The 17,489-nt window shown below is 74.5% G+C and carries 17 protein-coding genes and 1 pseudogene; 9 read left to right on the top strand and 9 right to left on the bottom strand.

Annotated features, from left to right (window positions below):
• The first annotated feature begins 16 nt into the window (after positions 1–16).
• Positions 17–952 (top strand): transketolase family protein, encoded by a 936-nt coding sequence (locus Sfr03f_RS21855; RefSeq protein WP_108955685.1) that lies wholly within the window; start codon positions 17–19, stop codon positions 950–952.
• A gap of 178 nt (positions 953–1,130) precedes the next feature.
• Here Sfr03f_RS21855 and Sfr03f_RS21850 read toward each other — a convergent pair whose 3' ends face one another.
• On the bottom strand, positions 1,131–2,126 hold the full coding sequence (locus Sfr03f_RS21850) for an NAD-dependent epimerase/dehydratase family protein (protein WP_108955684.1): 996 nt from the start codon (positions 2,124–2,126) through the stop codon (positions 1,131–1,133).
• A 192-nt stretch (positions 2,127–2,318) separates the two neighbouring features.
• Between Sfr03f_RS21850 and Sfr03f_RS21845 the strand changes: the two genes are divergently transcribed.
• Positions 2,319–3,224: a serine aminopeptidase domain-containing protein gene (locus tag Sfr03f_RS21845; RefSeq protein WP_108955683.1), complete on the top strand. Its 906-nt coding sequence runs from the start codon at positions 2,319–2,321 to the stop codon at positions 3,222–3,224.
• A 38-nt stretch (positions 3,225–3,262) separates the two neighbouring features.
• Here the strand turns inward: Sfr03f_RS21845 and Sfr03f_RS21840 are convergent, their stop codons facing one another.
• Positions 3,263–3,901 (bottom strand): alpha/beta fold hydrolase, encoded by a 639-nt coding sequence (locus Sfr03f_RS21840; RefSeq protein ID WP_108955988.1) that lies wholly within the window; start codon positions 3,899–3,901, stop codon positions 3,263–3,265.
• Between the two features lie 25 nt (positions 3,902–3,926).
• Between Sfr03f_RS21840 and Sfr03f_RS21835 the strand changes: the two genes are divergently transcribed.
• Complete coding sequence (locus Sfr03f_RS21835) at positions 3,927–4,385, top strand: PadR family transcriptional regulator (protein ID WP_245967692.1); 459 nt, start codon at positions 3,927–3,929, stop codon at positions 4,383–4,385.
• 56 nt (positions 4,386–4,441) lie between these two features.
• A complete protein-coding gene (locus tag Sfr03f_RS21830) occupies positions 4,442–5,659 on the top strand; it encodes an MFS transporter (protein ID WP_108955681.1) in 1,218 nt (405 codons plus the stop codon).
• A 166-nt stretch (positions 5,660–5,825) separates the two neighbouring features.
• Here Sfr03f_RS21830 and Sfr03f_RS21825 read toward each other — a convergent pair whose 3' ends face one another.
• Positions 5,826–6,497 carry an enoyl-CoA hydratase-related protein gene (locus Sfr03f_RS21825; protein ID WP_108955680.1) on the bottom strand — a complete coding sequence of 224 codons (672 nt, stop codon included), beginning with the start codon at positions 6,495–6,497 and terminating at the stop codon, positions 5,826–5,828.
• Positions 6,498–6,832: 335 nt separating this feature from the next.
• On the opposite strand from Sfr03f_RS21825, the pseudogene Sfr03f_RS21820 reads away from it, so the two are divergent.
• A pseudogene (locus tag Sfr03f_RS21820) lies at positions 6,833–7,787 on the top strand (GNAT family N-acetyltransferase).
• Between the two features lie 43 nt (positions 7,788–7,830).
• Here Sfr03f_RS21820 and Sfr03f_RS21815 read toward each other — a convergent pair.
• A complete protein-coding gene (locus Sfr03f_RS21815) occupies positions 7,831–8,880 on the bottom strand; it encodes a GlxA family transcriptional regulator (protein WP_108955679.1) in 1,050 nt (349 codons plus the stop codon).
• Positions 8,881–8,950: 70 nt separating this feature from the next.
• On the opposite strand from Sfr03f_RS21815, the gene Sfr03f_RS21810 reads away from it, so the two are divergent.
• Both Sfr03f_RS21810 and Sfr03f_RS21805 read left to right on the top strand, forming a co-directional pair.
• Positions 8,951–10,258 (top strand): APC family permease, encoded by a 1,308-nt coding sequence (locus tag Sfr03f_RS21810; protein ID WP_108955678.1) that lies wholly within the window; start codon positions 8,951–8,953, stop codon positions 10,256–10,258.
• A gap of 315 nt (positions 10,259–10,573) precedes the next feature.
• On the top strand, positions 10,574–11,083 hold the full coding sequence (locus Sfr03f_RS21805; RefSeq protein WP_108955987.1) for an HAD domain-containing protein: 510 nt from the start codon (positions 10,574–10,576) through the stop codon (positions 11,081–11,083).
• Between the two features lie 118 nt (positions 11,084–11,201).
• Here the strand turns inward: Sfr03f_RS21805 and Sfr03f_RS21800 are convergent, their stop codons facing one another.
• Positions 11,202–11,645, bottom strand: a complete 444-nt coding sequence (locus Sfr03f_RS21800; RefSeq protein ID WP_108955986.1) for a type II toxin-antitoxin system PemK/MazF family toxin — start codon at positions 11,643–11,645, stop codon at positions 11,202–11,204.
• Between the two features lie 131 nt (positions 11,646–11,776).
• The gene (gene trxA / locus Sfr03f_RS21795; protein WP_108955677.1) at positions 11,777–12,202 is read right to left on the bottom strand and encodes a thioredoxin; all 426 of its coding nucleotides are present in this window, start codon (positions 12,200–12,202) and stop codon (positions 11,777–11,779) included.
• Between the two features lie 206 nt (positions 12,203–12,408).
• Here trxA and Sfr03f_RS21790 point away from each other — a divergent pair, with 206 nt between their 5' ends.
• Positions 12,409–13,824, top strand: a complete 1,416-nt coding sequence (locus tag Sfr03f_RS21790; RefSeq protein WP_108955676.1) for a dihydrolipoyl dehydrogenase family protein — start codon at positions 12,409–12,411, stop codon at positions 13,822–13,824.
• A gap of 177 nt (positions 13,825–14,001) precedes the next feature.
• On the opposite strand, the gene Sfr03f_RS21785 is transcribed toward Sfr03f_RS21790, so the two are convergent.
• Positions 14,002–14,349: a tetratricopeptide repeat protein gene (locus Sfr03f_RS21785; RefSeq protein WP_108955985.1), complete on the bottom strand. Its 348-nt coding sequence runs from the start codon at positions 14,347–14,349 to the stop codon at positions 14,002–14,004.
• A gap of 270 nt (positions 14,350–14,619) precedes the next feature.
• Between Sfr03f_RS21785 and Sfr03f_RS21780 the strand changes: the two genes are divergently transcribed.
• Positions 14,620–15,498: an SGNH/GDSL hydrolase family protein gene (locus Sfr03f_RS21780; protein ID WP_108955984.1), complete on the top strand. Its 879-nt coding sequence runs from the start codon at positions 14,620–14,622 to the stop codon at positions 15,496–15,498.
• A gap of 79 nt (positions 15,499–15,577) precedes the next feature.
• Here Sfr03f_RS21780 and Sfr03f_RS21775 read toward each other — a convergent pair whose 3' ends face one another.
• Both Sfr03f_RS21775 and Sfr03f_RS21770 read right to left on the bottom strand, forming a co-directional pair.
• Positions 15,578–15,997, bottom strand: a complete 420-nt coding sequence (locus Sfr03f_RS21775) for a CBS domain-containing protein (RefSeq protein WP_108955675.1) — start codon at positions 15,995–15,997, stop codon at positions 15,578–15,580.
• Positions 15,998–16,124: 127 nt separating this feature from the next.
• The gene (locus Sfr03f_RS21770; protein WP_170145131.1) at positions 16,125–17,240 is read right to left on the bottom strand and encodes a YihY/virulence factor BrkB family protein; all 1,116 of its coding nucleotides are present in this window, start codon (positions 17,238–17,240) and stop codon (positions 16,125–16,127) included.
• Positions 17,241–17,489: the final 249 nt, after the last annotated feature.

Below are 17,489 nucleotides of genomic sequence, written 5' to 3'. Positions count from 1 at the left end.
GGAACCGGAGAGCCCGATGGACACCATGCGCGACCGCTTCGCCACCGTCATGGCCCGGCTGCTCGACGAGGACCCCAGGGTCGCCGTCGTCCTCGCCGAGATCGGCCGGGACGGCTTCACCGACGCCGCCCGCCGCCACCCCGACCGGGTGATCAACGTCGGCATCCGCGAACAGCTGCTGATCGGCGCCGGGGCGGGCCTGGCGCTGACGGGCATGCGGCCCGTCCTGCACACCTTCGGCAGCTTCCTGGTGGAACGGCCCTTCGAGCAGGTCAAGCTGGACCTCGGCCACCAGGACGCCGGCGCGGTCCTGGTGAGCGCCCTCGGCTCCTACGACTGGCCGGCCGGCGGCTTCACCCACATGTCGCCCGGCGACGTGGCGCTGCTCGACACCCTCGACGGCTGGACGGTGCACGTGCCCGGGCACCCCGACGAGGCCGAAACTCTGCTGCGGCACGCGGTCGGGGCCGGCGACGACAAGGTCTACGTCCGCCTCTCCGTCCAGTCCAACGACGACGCCCGCCCCGTGGACGGCTCGCGTCCGCTGACCGTGCGCCGCGGCGGAGGGGGCGTGGTGGTCGCCGTGGGACCCATGCTCACCCCCGTGCTCGAGGCCACCGCGGACCTGGACCTCACCGTCCTGTACGCCACCACCGTGCGGCCGTTCGACGCCCGGAGCCTGCGGGCGGCCACCGAGTCGGCCGGCGCCGACGTCGTCCTGGTCGAGCCGTACCTCGCCGGCACCTCCACCCCCGCCGCGGCGGAGGCCCTGGCCGACGTCCCGCACCGCCTCCTCGGCCTCGGCGTCGGCCGCCGGGAGCTGCGCCGCTACGGCACCATGCCCGAACACCTCGCCGCCCACGGCCTGGACCCGGCCGGACTGCGGGAGCGGATCGTCCGGTTCCTGGACGCGGGGCGCCCGCGTCCGGCGGGCGGCCGTACGGCGCGGTGAGGGCGAGGGCGGCCGGACCGACCCGGACGTCGCCGTACGACCGGCCCTCACCGGGCCAGCCTTCACCGGGCCGGCCCTCACCGGGGCGGCGCCCTGTGCACGCTCGCCCCGCCCCGGGGCGCGGAGCCCGCCGTCCCGCCGGAGGAGGTCCCGGCGGCGGTGCCGGCGCGCCGGACCGTCAGCCCCGCTCCTCCAGCGCCGCCAGGAGCTCCCGCTCGCGGGCCCGGCTCAGCCCGGCCCGCCGGGGCCGGTCCAGGCCCGCCTCCCGTTCGGTGACGAGGGTGTCGGCGAGCATCTCCACGTACGGGCGGTGCCGCAGCCCGGCCGAGCGGGCCGCCGTCCCGGACCGCGCCAGCCAGCCCTCCCAGCCCTCCTCGACCAGCCACAGCGGCAGCGACTCCTCGCCCGCCCACTCGGCGACCCCCTGCTCCACCAGCCAGTCGGAGGGCGCGCCCACCACCGGGCCCGTGTGACCGCCCGCGGTGCGCGCCGCCTCGATCCACTCGGTGAAGGAGATCCGCGGGCCGACCGCGTCGTACACCCCGGTCACCCCCTTCTCCGCGGACTCCACCAGCCACAGCGCCAGGTCCCGCACGTCCACCACCTGCACGGGGGCGTCGGGGACGTCGGGCACCAGCATCGGCTCCCGCGGAGCCCGCGCGGCACGCGCCACCCAGTAGCCGGCCCGGTCGCTGGCGTCGCCCGGCCCGCCGATCAGGCCCGCACGCGCCACCAGCAGCCGGTCGCCGACCGCCTTCCGGCACGCCGCCTCGCACGCCACCTTCGCCTCGCCGTACAACTCCCGGTCCACCTCGTCACGTTCGGTGGGAGCCAGCAACTCGGCCGACTCGTCCGCGTCCAGCGCCGCGTGCGAGGCGTACACGTTGCCCGTGGAGACGTACGACCAGTAGCGGGCACGTTCCCCCAGCGCCGTCAACGCGCCGCGCACGAAGGCCGGTTGCCAGGACACGTCGAACACCGCGTCCCACTCCCGCGCGGGCAGCGCCTCGTACGCGGACGCCTCCCGCCGGTCGGCCACGACCAGCCGCGCCCCCTGCGCGATCCCGCCGCTCTCCCCGCGTGCCAGGCAGGTCACCCGGTGCCCGCGCTCCAGCGCCTGCCGTGCGATCTCGCGGCCCAGCCATGCGGTACCGCCCAGAACCAGAATCTCCATGGGCAGAGCAAAGCAGGGCGCGGGCCCGCGGCCCAGTGAATCTGCCCAGGGCAGATCACCCGCCGGCCGGTGCCGTCGTTCCGTCACCCCGGCTCCGGTCCGGCCGCGGGCCGGCACGCGCGGACCGGCCTGTCCGCCCGCGGACCGGGTATTCGCTTGCTCCAGCCCGTAGGCGGCCCTACGGTGCGCGCCATGATCGCCGAAGAACCCCCCGCCGCGCTGACCGCCTTCCGCCGCCTCAACGACGAGGTGTTCCGCTGTTACGAGGAGGGGCGGCTGGAGGACGGCATCCGCCTCCTTCGCACCCCGCCGCCACCGACCCTGCCGTGGCGGGCCGAGCTGGCCTACCTGCTCGCCTGCCTGCAGGGCGCGGCGGGGCGTCCCGGCGAGGCGCTGGAGACGCTGCGGGAGGCCCTCACGGCGGGCGGCTGGTGGGACCCGGCGGTGCTGGACGGCGAGGAGGACTTCGCGGAGGTCCGCCGGCTGCCCGCCTTCGCCGCGCTGCGCGAGGAGTCGGCCGGGCGCTGGCGCGAGGCCCTGCGGATGACCCGTGACCACGACGTCCTGGTGCGCCCGGACGCGCTCCCGGCGCGCGGTCTGCTCCTCGCCCTGCACGGGGCGGAGGAGTCGGAACAGGACGCGCTCAGGGCGTGGCGGCCCGCCCTGGAGGTGGGGTTCGCGGTGCTCGCGGTGCGGTCCTCCTGGCGCACCTCGCCCCGCTACCGGACCTGGCCGCGCACCCCGTGGGCGCTCGAGGAGGTCGACGCCGCGGTGGCCGCGCACGCCGGTGAGGTGGCGGGCCTGCCGCTGACGGTCGCGGGGTTCTCGGCCGGCGGGCGGGTCGCGCTGCAGTGGGCGCTGTCCAGGGGGCCCAGGGAGGTGGCCGGCGTCGTCGCGGTGGCCCCGGCGATCTCCGTGGAGGAGCTGCCGGGGTCCCCGCGCCTGCCCGAGCGGGCCCACCTGGTCGTCGGGGCGCGGGACGACCTGCTGGACGACGTGCGCGAGGTCGCGGGGCGTCTCGCCGGCTGCCGGCTGGACGTGGTGGAGGGAGCCGGGCACGAGGTCCCCGCGGACGCGATCCGCCGCGCCCTGGCCTGACGGGCGTCCCTCCGCCCCGCCGGGAGAGCCGGGTGCCGTCACCCGGCGACGGCCGCCGCGAAGGCCTCCGGCGCGTCGAACATGACGTTGTGTCCGGCGCCCGGCACGGTGATCACCCGCACCCCCGCCGCCTCCAGGTCCGCCCGGCCCTGCAGTTCGCCGCTGAGCGCGCCCTGCAGGTACACCCGGTCCACGGTGAGCCGCTCGAGGACGCGGCGCATCGTGGGGCGCGACCCGCGGACCAGGCCGACCGCGGACCGGTGCAGTGCCCGCGGGTCCGCCAGGCGCATGGTGGCGGCCCACAGGGGGCCCACCCGCTCCAGGGTCCGCGCACATCCCCCGGCCAGGAACTCCTCCTCCGTGTACGACGCGATCCGGCTGCTCCCCGCCGTCGCCGGCGGGTCCGGGTCCAGGTTCGCCTCGGTGAGGACCAGCCGGGACACCAGGTCGGGCCTGCGGCCGGCCAGCACGATCGCCACCGCACCGCCCATGCTGTGCCCGACGACCTCCGCCCCGCGGACGCCCGCGGCGTCGAGCGCGGCCGCGAGGGCGTCGGCGTGGTCCTCCAGGGTGTAGCGGAAGTCCGCCGGCCGGTCGCTGATCCCGTGGCCCGGCAGGTCGACGAAGAGGCTGCGCCGCCCGGCCGACGCCCCGCTGCACGGGTACGGACTGCGCAAGCGGCTGACCGCCCTGATCGGGCACGTGCGTCCCGTCGGCGAGGGCACCCTCTATCCGGCCATCAAGCGCCTGGAGAAGGCGGGGCTGCTCGCCCGGACCACCGAGCCGGGCGCCGCGGCCGCCCCCCGGCACGTGCTGACGCTCACCGCCGCCGGCGCCCGGGAGCTCGAGCGCCGTCTCGCCGATCCGGAGCGGCTTGACGTCACCGACGAGAACCGCTGGTTCACGCTGCTCGCCTTCCTCCGCCACCTGCGGGACCCGGCCGCGCAGTCCGCCGTCCTGCGGCGCCGGCTGGCCTTCCTCGAGGAACCGTCCAGCTTCTTCCTCGACGGCGACCGCCCGCTGCTGGCCGAGGAACTGGACGACCCGTTCCGGCGTGGCGTCCTCACCGTGGCCAGGGCCACCGGCCGGGCCGAGATCGCGTGGCTGAGGGAGACCCTCGCCGCGCTCGAGGCGGAGGGGAAGGCGGCGCCGAAGGGCTGACCGGTTGGCGCGATAGCTCATTGACCAGGTGTCAGCGGGCCACATAGCGTCCCGGCGTGAAAAGCAGACAAGTCCTTCGGCACCGAGATTTCCGCCTCCTGGTGACCGGCGTCTCGGTGAGCGCCCTCGGCAACGCCGTCACCCCGGTGGCACTCGCCTTCGCCGTGCTCGACCTGGGCGGTTCGATCACCGACCTGGGCCTGGTGGAAGCCGTTCTCGCGATCTGCCAGATCGTCACCATGCTCGCCGGAGGGGTTCTCGGCGACCGCTTCTCACGCAAGCTGATGATGCAGGGCGGGTCCGTCGCCAGCGCCGTGGTGGTGGGGCTCCTCGCCGCGGTGGTGCTGCTGGACGCGGCCACGATATGGCTGCTCGCCCTGCTCGGCGGTGCCGCCGGAGTGGTCACGGCGCTGAGCCGGCCGTCCTCCAAGGCGATGACCCGGGTGGTCGTCCCGGACGCCGACCTCGCGGACGCGGTGGCCACGCGCTCGCTGCTGGACAGCCTCTTCCGCACCCTCGGCTACGCGGTCGCCGGTCTGCTGGTCGCCGTGGTGGGCCCGGGGTGGGCCATCATGGTGGACGCCGCCACCTTCGTCGTGGCCGCCGTGGCGTTCGGCCGCCTGCGCGCCTCCAACGCCCGCGCGCCCCGCACGACGTCGCCGCTCGCGGACCTCGGCGAGGGGTTCCGCGAGGTCGTCCGGCACACCTGGCTGTGGCTGCTGGTGCTGCAGGCCCTGCTCTACCACCTGTTCTACGGCGGGGCCCAGGCGGTGCTGGGCCCGGTCGTGGTGGGCGAGGGGATGGGGCGCAGCGCCTGGGGCTTCGCGCTCGCCGCCCTGATGGCCGGTTTCGTGGCCGGCGGACTGCTCGCCCTGCGGGTCGAACCGCGCAAGCCGCTGGCGACCGGGGTCGCGCTGCTCGCGCTGGCCGGCGTCTTCCCGCTCGCCATGGCGCTGTCGGACACGCTGTGGCCGGTCATGCTGGGAGCGTTCGTGCACGGCATCGGCCTGCAGATGTTCAGCGTCTACTGGGACCAGAGCATCCAGAGCCAGGTGCCGGAGGACAAGCTGGCCCGGGTGTACGCCTTCGACTCGGTCGGCTCGTTCGTGGCCAGGCCCCTCGGCCTCGCCCTGACCGGCCCGCTCGCCGCGGCGGCGGGGGTCGACACGTGGCTGCTGGTGGTCGCCGCGGTGGTCTCCGGTTCGTCACTGGCGGCCCTCGGGCTGCGGGACGTGCGCGCCTTGGAGCGGACGACGCCCCAGCGGGTGTCCTGACGCGCGCACCCTGCGGCCTGCCGTCGGACGTGACGCCGCGGAGGTGTCACCGCGTACGTGACGCCGCGAAGGTGGCACCGCGGACGCGACGCCGTGGACGTGACACCGCCCCCTGTCCGGTCGCGGGGCCGGACAGGGGGCGGTGGTGCGCAGGGGGAGATCGGGATCAGCCCATCGGGTCGGTGGTGTCCCGGAGCAGTTCCAGGGCAGGGCCGTACATCCGGGACTTGATCGTGCCGAGCGTCCCGCTCGCCTTTCCGGCCAGCGCCCCCGCCAGTTCGACGGCCGTCGCGCGCACCGCGTCCTCCGGGACGGCCCGGTCCACGACGCCGGCGGCCAGTGCCTCCTCGCCCCCGAAGCGGCGTGCCGTGACCATCGCCTCGTGGGCGGTCTGCGGCGTGAGCCGGGACTGGATGAGGGCCGACATGCCCGGGGTGAACGGAATGTGGATGTCCGCCTCGGGCAGGCACCAGAAGCCGCGGTCCGCGCGCATCACCCGGAAGTCGTGCGCCAGCGAGAGCATGGCCCCGGCGGCGAAGGTGTGACCCTGCAGCGCCGCCACGGTGACCAGTGGGAGGGACAGCACCCGCGCGAACAGCGCGTGCACCGACACGACGTAGTTCCGGTGCTCCTCGGCGTGGGCGAGAAGCCAGTCCAGGTCCAGGCCGTTGGACCAGAACTTCCCGGTCGCGGCGGTGACCAGGGCCTTGGGGCCCTCCGCCTTCTCCACCTCGTCCAGGGCGCTGCCGACCGAGGCGATCCAGTCCGGGTGGAAGCGGTTCTCGCCGTCTCCGAGATCGAGGACGAAGACGTCGCCCTGACGGTCGAGAGTGGGCATGGGCTGCTCCTTTGCACGCGGGTCGAGGCGGTGACACCAACCTACCAGTCAGTAACTTATGGGGTCGCGGACCGGCCTGGCAAGACGTGGGCAGGGCGGTGGGCGGACGGCGGCAGAGATCGAAAACCGATGGCAGGCCCGGCGCGACCGCTGATAGACAGTCCCGAGCCGTGCGGCCGGTGAACGCCGGGCCGCTCCCACGACCGCCGACCGAAGAGGAGGGGTAAGTCATGTCCACGCCCCGTACCGCATCCGCGTTCGTCCTCCCCGGGGCCGGGCACTCGGCCTGACCCCGTTCCCGGACGGCCGAGCGCTCTCACCGGAAAGCCTCGACCGTGAGCACAGAAGCCCTCACCGTGCGTCCCCTCACCGGGCGCGCGGAACTCGACCTCTTCCGCCGCCTGTCCTACGCCCTCGACGCGGAACTCGACTCCGACCTCGACGAGGGGCGGCGACGCCCCGAGTGGATGTGGGTCGCCCAGCAGGGGGACCGGCTGCTCGCCCGGCTCGCCTGGTGGAGCCGCCCCGGCGCCGACCGGCCCCTGCTGCTCGACGTCCTCGACGTCGACGACGCACTGCCCGAGGCGGACCGCCTCGACGTCGGCGAACACCTGCTGTGCACCGCCCTGTCGTCCCTCTCCGCCGTGTCGGACGCCGAAGGCCCCACACCGGAGTACACCCGCTTCGTGCCGCCCGACTGGCGTGACACCCCGGCCGTCCGCCAGGCGGTCGAGGACCGCATGGCGATCGCCGCGCGCACCGGGGCCCGTCCCTTCGTCGAACGGCTCCGCCTCGACCGGCCCTCCGGCGCTCCCGTCCCCCCCGCCCACCGGACGCCTGGCCTTCCGCACGCCCCTGGGCGAGGACGAGCTGACCGGCCTGATGGCCCGTGTGCTCGACGGCACCCTGGACGCCTACAGCCTGCACGACCTGACCACCTTGACCGCCCCGGAGGCGGCGAAGGCCCAGTACACCGGCGAACTGGCCCGCTACCGCAGCCCGCGGGAGTGGTGGCGGGTCGCCACACTGCCCGACGGGGAACCGGTGGGCTTCGTGATCCCCGCCCACAACGGCTACAACCCGATCATCGCCTACATCGCCGTGCTGCCCGAACACCGCGGCAAGGGCTACGTCGACGACATCCTCGCGGAGGGTACCCGGGTCCTCGTGGACCAGGGCGTTCCCCGCATCCGGGCCTCCACCGACCTGGGCAACGTGCCGATGGCCGAGGCCTTCGGGCGGGCCGGCTACGACGCGTTCGAGCGGGAGATCGTCATGAGCTGGGGCTGACCCGCCCGGAAGCCGACCCACCCGCCGCCGACCCACCCGCCGCCTACCCGCCCACCGCGGACCCGCGTGCGGCCGGGGCCGACCGGTGCCGGAACACGTGGCGGTAGGTCTGCGGCGAGACCGTGGTGAGCCGGCCGAAGTGACGGCGCAGGTTGGCGGCGTTGCCGAAACCGGTGCGGTGGGCCACGGACTCCACCGGATCGTCGGTCGTCTCCAGCAACTCCTGGGCGAGCAGCACCCGTTCACGCAGGATCCACTGCAGCGGCGTGGTCCCCAGGGTGTCGCGGAAGCGGCGCGCGAAGGTGCGCTCGCTCAGATGGGCCCGCCGGGCCATCCCGGCCACCGTGAGCGGTTCGTGGAGCCGCTCACGGGCCCACTCGAGGACCGGTCCCAGGCCCTCCTCGCGCCGGCGGGCCCGCGCCGGAAGCGGCTTCGCGTACTGGGTCTGCCCGCCCTCCCGGTGCGGCGGCACCACCATCCGCCGGGCCACCTCGTTGGCGACCGCGGAACCGTGGTCGGTGCGCACCAGGTGCAGGCACAGGTCGATCGCCGCGCCGGTGCCGGCGGAGGTGAACACGGTGCCGTCCTCGACGTACAGCGCGGAGGGGTCGTAGGTCACCCGCGGGAAGCGGTGCGCGAAGTCCACGGTGTTCATCCAGTGCGTGGTCGCCCGGCGTCCGTCGAGGAGGCCCGCCGCGGCCAGCACGTAGGCGCCGCTGCACAGCGAGACGATCCGCCGCCCCCGCGCGTGGGCCGTCCGCAGCGCGTCGAGCAGGCCCGGGGGCGGGTCGAGCTGAACACGCCGCGGGCAGGCGGCGACGACCACGGTGTCGGCCTCCGCCAGATCCTCGAGGCCGTGTTCGGTGCTCACCGTCAGCCCGGCGGAGGTGCGCAGCGGGCCCGGCTCCACGGCGCAGAGCCGCAACTCGTACCAGGGGTCGACGACGTCGCTGCGGTCGATCCCGAACACCTCGCAGGGCACCGCGAGTTCGAAGTTGGTCGCGCCGTCCGTCACCGCCACGGCCACCACGTGGGGGCGGCCGGAGGCGTCGCCGAGGGGGGCGCCGCCGACGGGTGTGCCGTTGTCGTCCATGGCAGGAATGTAGCGCACACCGTCGTTTCCGCCACTGTCCGCGCGGCGGGCCTCACCGGAGGCTGGTGCCATGTCCCAGCACACGTCCACGTCCCAGTCCCTTCCGGCCGGACGGCTCACCACGGCGCAGGGCACCGCCCTGTCCGTGGGCGCCGTGCTCGGCACCGGCGTCATCGCCCTCCCGGCCCTCGCCGCCGACATCGCGGGCCCCGCGTCGCTGCTGGCCTGGCTCGCGCTGGTGGTGCTCTCGGTGCCGCTGGCCGTCGCCTTCGCCGCGCTGGGGGCCCGCCACGCCGACGCGGGCGGCGTCTCCACCTACGCCCGGCTCGCGTTCGGCGAACGCAGCGCCGCGGTCGCCGGGTGGTGCTTCTACCTCGCGATACCGCCGGGCGCCACGGCCGCAGCCCTCTTCGGCGGCTCCTACGTCTCCGACGCCCTCGGCGGCGGGACGCTCACCACCGTCATCACGGCGGCCGGCGTGATGGGCACCGTGACGGCGGTCAACGCCGCCGGACTCCGGGTCACCGGACGGCTGCAGGTCGTCCTCTTCGTGCTCCTGCTCGCCCTGCTGACGGCCGCCGTGCTCTTCTCCCTCCCGCACGCCGACACCGCCAACCTGCGTCCGTTCGCCCCTCACGGCTGGTCCGCGGTCGGCCCGGCGGCGGCCCTGCTGGTGTTCTGCTTCGCCGGCTGGGAGGCGGTCGCCCACCTCGCGGGCGAGTTCCGGCGCCCCGACCGCGACCTGCCCCGCGCCACGGGGGCCGCCGTCGTGATCGTCGGCGTGGTGTACCTGGCGGCCGCCTTCGCCGTCATCGCCGTCCTCGGCCCCGCCGCCGGGAGCTCCGGGGCGCCGCTCGGCGACCTGATGGCCCGCGGCCTGGGCGAGGGCGCGCGTCCGCTCGCCGCGGTGGCCGCGCTGCTGCTCACCTTCGGCACCATGAACGCCTACTTCGCCGGCGCCGCCAAGCTCGGTGCCGCCCTGGGCCGGGACGGCGCGCTGCCGCGGTGGTTCGCCCGGGGCAGCACGGCGGGGGAGACGCCGGGCCGCAGCCTGCTGTTCGTCGCCACGCTCGCCCTGCTGACCCTGGCGGCGGTCGCGGTGTCCGGAACGGGCGCGGAGCCGGCGGTCATGTTCTCCGCGGCCTCCTTCGCCGTCGTGTACGCGATCGGCGTGGCCGCGGCGATCCGGCTGCTGCCGCAGGGGAGTTGGGGCCGCCGGTCGGCGTGGGCGGCCCTGGCCGCGGTCACCGCCCTGCTCGTGCTGTGCGGCCTCCACCTGGCCTGGCCGCTCCTGGTGACCTGCGCGGCCCTCGTCTCCGTCCGCGTCACCCGCCGCCGTCGCGCGAGGACCGCGGCGCCTCTCGCCACGGCCGCCTGAAACGGGTGCGACCGCCCGGTGCCGCCCGGTGGCCGACCGGACGAGGTCCTCGGGGCCGGCGCCGCAGCGCGCCCTCCCCGGCCACGAGGCCGCCGCGGTGCCCGGTCGGAGCGAGGCAACGTGCCGCAGGCTTCGGACGTCCTTCCCACCGCACCAAGAGGCGTGAGCCTCGCAGCACTCGAAGAGACAGTGGGCACCACCATGACCGTCACTCCCGCCACCGCCTCGGCGCCCCATCGGGCACCGGATGACGGCGCGGTGACGCACATCGGTGACGATCGCGTGCGACCGGTCGCCACGCCCCGGAAGGAAGCCATGAACCGTCCCCTGCTGTTCCTGGACGTCGACGGTCCCTTGAACCCGTACGCCGCCAAGCCCTCGAAGCGGCCCGAGGGCTACACCACGATCCGGGTGCCGCGGGGTGGCGGGCAGCGACCCTTGCGGGTCTGGCTCCATCCGGGGCACGGAGCGCGACTGCTCTCCCTGGACTACGACCTGTGCTGGGCCACCACCTGGATGGCGGAGGCCAACCGGTGGATCGCCCCCGTGGTCGGACTCCCGGAGCTGCCGTACGTCGACTTCGGTGACGCCCTGTTCCGGGAGCGCCCGGACGGCGTCCACTGGAAGACCGAGGTGCTGGTCGAGTACGCGGCCGGCCGCCCCTTCGCCTGGGTGGACGACGAACAGAGCGCGGCGGACGACGCCTACGTCGGCGCCCACCACCGCGCTCCCGCGCTGCTCCACCACGTCAACCCGCGCATCGGCCTGCGCGACGACGACCTGGCGGCCCTGACAGCCTTCGCCGTGACCGCCGGCGCGGCCTGAACGCCCGTGTCGGCGGCGGGACGAGCCGCGCGCCGGCACGGGTGGGGCGGAATCAGCGCCAGCCGTACAGTCAGCGGCCGTACAGTCAGCGGCCGTACAGACAGCGCCGGCCGTACGGTCAGTGCCAGCCGTACCGCTCGCGCAGCCGGTGGACCACCAGGTTGAACCGCATGCGGTCCAGCGCGCACGCCTCGCGGCGCATGCCGCCGTCGTGGACGCGCAGGACGCGGTCCACCGCCACCCACGAGGGGCGGCCGGAGCGGTCCCAGGGGCCGCTGCCGATCGGCACCCAGTCGCGGTCGCCGTCGTGCTCCTTGCTGGACAGCTGCACCGCGAGCAGCGTCCCGCCCGCCTCGCGGGCGACGACCAGCACCGGGCGGTCCTTGCCCCGGCCGTCGTTCTCCTCGTAGGGCACCCACGTCCAGACGATCTCGCCGGGATCGGGGTCGCCGTCGTGGGCGGGGGAGTACTCGGTGCGGACCCGGCCGACGGCGCGCGGATCTGCCTCGATGGTCGCCGACGGGCCGAAACGGCCCGGGACCTCGTCGATGGGAACGGTCATCGCCCCACCGTAGAAGGGCTGTTGACCGGCCTGCGCGGCGGGGTCGCCGCCCCGGCCGGTCAGCCAGGAGCGCATCAGCTCGCGTACCCGGCGAAGCGTGCCGGTCATGCCGCGGGAATCCTTCCGGCCGGTCAGGCCGGCTCGCCGCCCTTGGCCTCGGCGCCGCCCTGGGCCCCGCCGCCCTGCTCCGCCTGCGCCTGCTGCGCGGCGACGGAGCGGCGGACCTCCTCCATGTCCAGTCCGCGCGCCTGGCCGATCAGGTCCTGCAGCACCGGGGCCGGCAGGGCGCCGGGCTGCGCGAAGACGGCCACCTGGTCCCGCACGATCATCAGCGTCGGGATCGACTGGATGCCGAACGCCTGGGCGAGCTCCGGCTGCGCCTCGGTGTCCACCTTGGCGAACACCAGGTCCGGGTTGTCCTGCGCGGCCTTCTCGTACACCGGGGCGAACTGCTTGCACGGCCCGCACCAGTCGGCCCAGAAGTCGATGAGAACGAATTCGTTCTCGGTGACCGTCTGGTCGAAGTTCTCCTTGGTGAGCTCCACGGTGCTGCTCATGAGCTGACTTCCTCCTGGACGTCGGTACGGCTGACTTCTGCCCGGTCTCCGGCGACAACGGCGCGACCGGACGGCGTATTCCGTTCGCCCCATGTGGCCGTGCGCGCGCCGCCTCCGCGACCCGGCAGACCCGTCCGGCCCAGCGGACGGGTCCGGCGCGCCTACCCGTGTGGCCGGGCCGCACACCACCCGGAAGACTGAGCCGCATGACCGAGACCGAGAGCTTCGCCTACGACGTCGTCGTCATCGGCGCGGGACCCGTCGGCGAGAACGTCGCCGACCGCACGCTGGCCGCCGGGCTGTCCACCGCCGTGGTGGAGAGCGAACTGGTGGGCGGGGAGTGCTCGTACTGGGCCTGCATGCCCAGCAAGGCGCTGCTGCGGCCGGTGATCGCGCACGCGGACGCCCGTCGCACGCCCGGTCTGCGCGCCGCCGCCCGGGCGCCCCTCGACGCGGCGGAGGTATTCGCCCACCGCGACGAGCAGACGGCCCACTGGAAGGACGACGGGCAGGTCGAGTGGCTGGAAGGGGCCGGAGCCGCACTGCACCGCGGACACGGCCGCCTGTCCGGACCTCGCACCGTCACCGTCACCACACCCGAGGGCCGGACCGAGACCCTCACGGCCCGGCACGCGGTCGCCGTCTGCACCGGGAGCCGGGCCGCGCTGCCCGGCCTGCCCGGGCTGCGCGACGGTGCCGTCGCCCCCTGGACCAGCCGGGGGGCCACCTCCGCCCGCGAGGCGCCCGGCCGGCTGGTGGTGGTCGGCGGGGGAGTGGTCGCCGCCGAGATGGCCACCGCCTGGCAGAACCTCGGCTCCTCGGTCACCGTGCTGGTGCGCGGGAGCGGCCTGCTGGAGCGCATGGAGCCGTTCGCCGGGGAACTGGTCTCCCAGGCGCTGCGCGAGGCGGGGGCCGAGGTGCGCACGGGTGTTTCGGTCACCGGCGTGAGCAGGGAGAACGGCACGGTGGTCGCCGTCACGGACGCGGGCGACCGGGTGGAGGCCGACGAGATCCTCTTCGCCACCGGCAGGGCGCCGCGCACCGACGACCTCGGGCTGGAGACGGTGGGCCTGGAGCCCGGCTCGTGGCTCGAGGTGGACAACACCCTGCGGGTCACCGGGAGCGACTGGCTGTACGCGGCCGGGGACGTCAACCACCGGGCGCTCCTCACCCACCAGGGCAAGTACCAGGCGCGGGTCGCGGGCGACGCGATCGCCGCCCGGGCCAGGGGGGAGGCCCCGCCGACGGCCGCCACCGCCGACGACGGCGCCGTGCCCCAGGTGGTCTTCACCGACCCCGAGGTCGCCTCGGTGGGCGTCACCCTCGCCGAGGCGGAGCGGGCCGGGCACCGGGTGCGGGCGGTGGACGTGGACCTCGCCACCGTGGCCGGCGCGGGGCTCTACGCCGACGGCTACCGGGGGCGGGCCCGGATGGTCGTCGACCTGGACAGGGAAATCCTGCGCGGGGTCACCTTCGTCGGGCCGGGGGTCGGCGAGCTGCTGCACTCGGCGACCGTCGCGGTGGTCGCCCAGGTACCCGTCGCGCGCCTCTGGCACGCCGTCCCCGCCTACCCGACCATCAGCGAGGTCTGGCTCCGCCTCCTGGAGACCTACCGGGGCTGACGCCGCCCGGCCGGCCGCGGGTCCCGGCCCGCCCCGACGGGCGGCGGGTGGGTGCACGTCGCACGTGAGCCGCGGAGGTGTCGCCCGAGCGACACCTCCGCGGCTCACCTGTACGACGCACCCGGTGCGCGCCCACCACCGGACCGGACGTCGGTCCGGCCGGGCCGGGGAAGGGTGTCACGCGTCCTCGAAGTCACCCGCCATCGCGGCGGCCAGCCGCAGGTGCGGACGCGCCTCCTCGTGGCGCCCCTGCCGCTCCAGCGTGCGCCCCAGGAGCAGGCGGGCGTACCCCTCGACCGGGTGACGCTCCACCAGCACGCGGCACTCGGCCTCCGCCCGCCGCAGCTGCGCGGAGTGGTAGTAGGCCCGCGCCAGCAGCAGCCGCGGGCCGCTCTGCTCCGGCACCTCCTCCACCAGCGACGCGAGCACCCGCGCCGCGTCCGCGTAGTTCTTCCGCCCGAAGTGCCTCTGCGCCCTGTCCCAGCGCTCGGCCGGCGTTCCGTGGTCGTGGTACGACCTGGTCATCTCCACGTCGACCTCCCTTCGCCCGCCTGAACACCGGACGGCCGCCCGCTGTTCCGCGAGGCGTCCGGGCGGCCCCGGGACACTTTCTGTCGCGACGAGACACGTCCGAATCGTTGACAAGTCCCTGTCATGGGCTCGACATTACGAGCGAGTAACCCCCGTGTGTCCGTCCTGCGGACCCCGGGGTCCGTCCGCGTGCCCCCGCCGCCCGCGCGCCCCCCGGGCACGGCCCCCGCCGTGCCCCGCCCCGCCGTACCCCAGGAGGACCTGATGCCGCACCCTGCCCGCCGCCTGCGCAGAACCCTCGCCGCCGCCCTCGCGGCGAGCGCCGTCGCCGCCCTCGGCCTCGGCGCCCAGCCCGCCCAGGCCGCCGACCCGGTCGCGTACGTGGCACTCGGCGACAGCTACAGCGCCGGATCCGGAGTCTCGCCCACGGACCTCAGCAGCCCGCTCTGTCTGCGCTCCAAGGCCAACTACCCCAAGGTGATCGCCGGCCGCATCGGCGCCCGGCTCACCGACGTCACCTGCGGCGCGGCCCAGACCAAGGACTTCACCGGGTCCCAGTACCCGACCGTCGGCCCGCAGGTGAACGCCCTGTCCGCCGACACGGACCTGGTCACCTTCACCATCGGCGGCAACGACAACAACACCTTCATCGGGGCGCTGCTGGCCTGCGGCTCGGCCGGCCTGGTCACCGCCGGCTACGGGGACCCCTGCCGGACGCTGTACGGCAGCAGATTCACCGACGCGATCGACAGCACCACCTATCCGGCGCTGAAGGAGGCGCTGGCCGCCGTCAAGGCCAAGGCGCCGAACGCGCGGATCGCCGTCCTGGGCTACCCCTGGATCACCCCGGCGACGTTCGACCCCACCTGCTTCGCCAAGCTGCCCATCGCCCGCGGTGACATCTCCTACCTGCGCGACCTGCAGGGCCACCTCAACGACACCATCGCCCGCGCCGCACGCGAGTCCGGCGCCGTCTACGTCGACTTCGCCCAGGTCTCCGAGGGGCACGACGCCTGCAAGGCGTCCGGGACCCGGTGGATCGAACCGGTCCTCGGCGGCAACAGCCTCGTACCGGTCCACCCCAACGCGCTGGGCGAGTCCCGGATGGCCGACCGGACCATGGCGGTGCTCGGCCTCGGCTGATCACCCGGCCCGGCGTGCACGACGGCGAAGGCCGCCCCCTCGGCGCGGGAGGGGGCGGCCTTCGCGTGGACCGGCGCCGTCAGGCGCTGGAGTAGACGCTCTCCACGAAGTCGGCGAGCTTGTCGTCGGTCAGGTGGTGCGCCAGGTCCGACTCGCTGATCATGCCGATCAGGCGCTTGTTCTCGATCACCGGCAGCCGCTTGATCCGGTGCTCCCGCATCTCCTGGAGCACCTCGTCGACGTCGGCGGAGGCGTCCACCCACCGCGGCGTGCCCTCGGTGAGGTCGGAGCAGGTGACCTTCGACGGGTCCTTGCCCGCGGCCACGCACTTCACCACGATGTCACGGTCGGTGATGATGCCCCGCATCCGGTCGTCGTCGCCGGCCACCGGCAGGGCGCCCACGTCGAGTTCCCGCATCAGCTGGGCCGCCCGGTCCAGCGTCTCGCCCGCCGGGATCCACCGGGCGCCGGGGTGCATGATGTCCTTGGCCGTCGTCATGGTCGTCACTCCTCCTCGAAGGGTGTGTGCGGTTCCGCCTCCTCGGGTTTCCGGAGCGAACAGAACAAACCGGACTTCCGGACTTCGGCCGTGACCGTCACCGACGGTGCCCGGCGCGCACGCCGGGTCACTCCTCCTCCATGCGCCGCCGGTCGTCCTCGTCCCACGCCGTGGTGTCGCGGGGCTGGGTGTACGGCTCCTCGGTGGGCGGGTGGCCGCCCGCGATCGCCCGCTGGCGGACCGTCTCCGCGTCGAACTCCAGGCCCAGCAGGATCGCCAGGTTGGTGATCCACAGCCAGATCAGGAAGACCACGACACCGGCCATGGTCCCGTAGGTCTTGTTGTACGAGGCGAAGTTCGCGACGTAGAAGGCGAACCCGACGGAGGCGAGGATCCACAGGAACAGCGCGAGGAAGCTGCCCGGGGTGATCCAGCGGAACCCCTTCACCTTGGCGTTCGGCGCCGCCCAGTAGAGGAGCGCGATCATCAGGGTCACCAGGACCACCAGGACCGGCCACTTGGCGAACGACCACACCGTCAGGGCGGTGTCGCCGATGCCGATCGTCGTGCCCACCTGCCGCGCCAGACCGCCGGTGAAGACCACGATGACGGCGCTCGCCGCCGTCATCACCATGAGCACCAGGGTGATGGCGACCCGGACCGGCAGGACCTTCCACACCGGCCGGCCCTCGGGGATGTCGTAGACGGCGTTGGAGGCGCGGATGAAGCCCGCGACATAGCCGGAGGCCGACCAGACCGCCAGGACCAGACCCACGATCGCCATGAGGGAGCCGACCCCGGCGTTGTCCTGGAGCTGTTCCACGGCCTTGGTGAGGACGTCCCGGGCCGGGCCGGGGGCCAGCTTGGTGATGTTGTCCATCACCCTGTCGGTCGCGCTCCTGCCCATGATCCCCAGCAGGGAGACCAGGACCAGCAGCGCGGGGAAGAGTGAGAGGACCGCGTAGTACGTCAGTGCCGCCGCGCGGTCGGTGAGTTCGTCGTCCTTGAACTCCTTGAGTGCGCCCTTGAAGATCTTGCCCCAGCGGGGCTTCGGCAGCTGGGTCGGGCTGTCGGGGGCGTTGCGCTCCACCGCGGGGGAGGGGCCGTAGGACTCCGCCCCGGCGTCCCCGCCGTGACGGGAACGGTCCGCCCCGTCCGTCCCGTCCGGCCCGACCGGACGCCCACCGCGGTCGTCGTCGCCGTCGCCGTGGTCGCCGCTTCCTGGAAGATGCATTTTCGCCATGCACGCCGGGTATCCTGCGCGCTCGCGGATACGCACAGGGTTGTGCCCATACCTCCGTGTAGGGGACGCGGTTCGCTTCGGCGGCGTCTGAGGATGCCCGCCCGGACCGCCGCGGTGGCCCACGACGGCGCGTCCGGCGCCGTGCGCGCGCCCGGCCCCGGACGCCTTGCGCGGCCGAAAAAAACTCTTGGACGGGCCGGAGCGGGGCACGGAAGACTTCCCCTCCCGGGTTCTCCCCAAATGTCCGGC

The organism is Streptomyces fragilis, assembly GCF_003112515.1.
GTDB lineage: Bacteria > Actinomycetota > Actinomycetes > Streptomycetales > Streptomycetaceae > Streptomyces > Streptomyces fragilis.
The sequence above is the reverse complement of the archived record's forward strand: the minus strand, read 5'-3'. Positions and strand labels throughout refer to the sequence as shown.

Coding starts and splice junctions, on each gene's coding strand:
- Sfr03f_RS21855 (WP_108955685.1), top strand. CDS start 17: ATGGACACCATGCGCGACCGCTTCGCCACCGTCATGGCCCGGCTGCTC.
- Sfr03f_RS21850 (WP_108955684.1), bottom strand. CDS start 2,126: ATGGAGATTCTGGTTCTGGGCGGTACCGCATGGCTGGGCCGCGAGATC.
- Sfr03f_RS21845 (WP_108955683.1), top strand. CDS start 2,319: ATGATCGCCGAAGAACCCCCCGCCGCGCTGACCGCCTTCCGCCGCCTC.
- Sfr03f_RS21825 (WP_108955680.1), bottom strand. CDS start 6,497: ATGCCCACTCTCGACCGTCAGGGCGACGTCTTCGTCCTCGATCTCGGA.
- Sfr03f_RS21815 (WP_108955679.1), bottom strand. CDS start 8,880: ATGGACGACAACGGCACACCCGTCGGCGGCGCCCCCCTCGGCGACGCC.
- Sfr03f_RS21810 (WP_108955678.1), top strand. CDS start 8,951: ATGTCCCAGCACACGTCCACGTCCCAGTCCCTTCCGGCCGGACGGCTC.
- Sfr03f_RS21805 (WP_108955987.1), top strand. CDS start 10,574: ATGAACCGTCCCCTGCTGTTCCTGGACGTCGACGGTCCCTTGAACCCG.
- Sfr03f_RS21800 (WP_108955986.1), bottom strand. CDS start 11,645: ATGACCGTTCCCATCGACGAGGTCCCGGGCCGTTTCGGCCCGTCGGCG.
- trxA (WP_108955677.1), bottom strand. CDS start 12,202: ATGAGCAGCACCGTGGAGCTCACCAAGGAGAACTTCGACCAGACGGTC.
- Sfr03f_RS21790 (WP_108955676.1), top strand. CDS start 12,409: ATGACCGAGACCGAGAGCTTCGCCTACGACGTCGTCGTCATCGGCGCG.
- Sfr03f_RS21785 (WP_108955985.1), bottom strand. CDS start 14,349: ATGACCAGGTCGTACCACGACCACGGAACGCCGGCCGAGCGCTGGGAC.
- Sfr03f_RS21780 (WP_108955984.1), top strand. CDS start 14,620: ATGCCGCACCCTGCCCGCCGCCTGCGCAGAACCCTCGCCGCCGCCCTC.
- Sfr03f_RS21775 (WP_108955675.1), bottom strand. CDS start 15,997: ATGACGACGGCCAAGGACATCATGCACCCCGGCGCCCGGTGGATCCCG.
- Sfr03f_RS21770 (WP_170145131.1), bottom strand. CDS start 17,240: ATGGCGAAAATGCATCTTCCAGGAAGCGGCGACCACGGCGACGGCGAC.